Source organism: Mycobacterium sp. KBS0706, assembly GCF_005938675.2.
Classification (GTDB): domain Bacteria; phylum Pseudomonadota; class Alphaproteobacteria; order DSM-16000; family Inquilinaceae; genus Inquilinus.
On the sequence record NZ_VCCH02000437.1, the window covers coordinates 1 to 240 of the forward strand.

Genomic DNA, 240 nt, shown 5'->3' on the forward strand with positions numbered 1-240 from the left:
TCCGGGTCGTCGAGATACATGCCGATGCCGAGGGAGCGGCAGAGCCGGTCGGCGGCGACGAAGGTGCATTCGGTGTCGAGCCACTCGATCACGTCGGGTTCCTGCAGCCGCACCGCCAGCCCGGCCCGGAGCCCGGGGATCCGGGACGGATCGGGCATCTCCGCGAAGGCCCGTTCGACTGCGGCGACCACCGCATCCCGGCGCCGCGCCCGCTCGGCCCGGACCTTGGCCGCGCTGCCG

1 protein-coding gene is annotated in these 240 nt (G+C 74.2%); it reads right to left on the minus strand.

Annotated elements, in window-relative coordinates:
* A partial coding sequence (locus FFK22_RS43725) for a hypothetical protein (RefSeq protein ID WP_186003003.1) occupies window positions 1-240 on the minus strand: 240 nt, incomplete at both ends.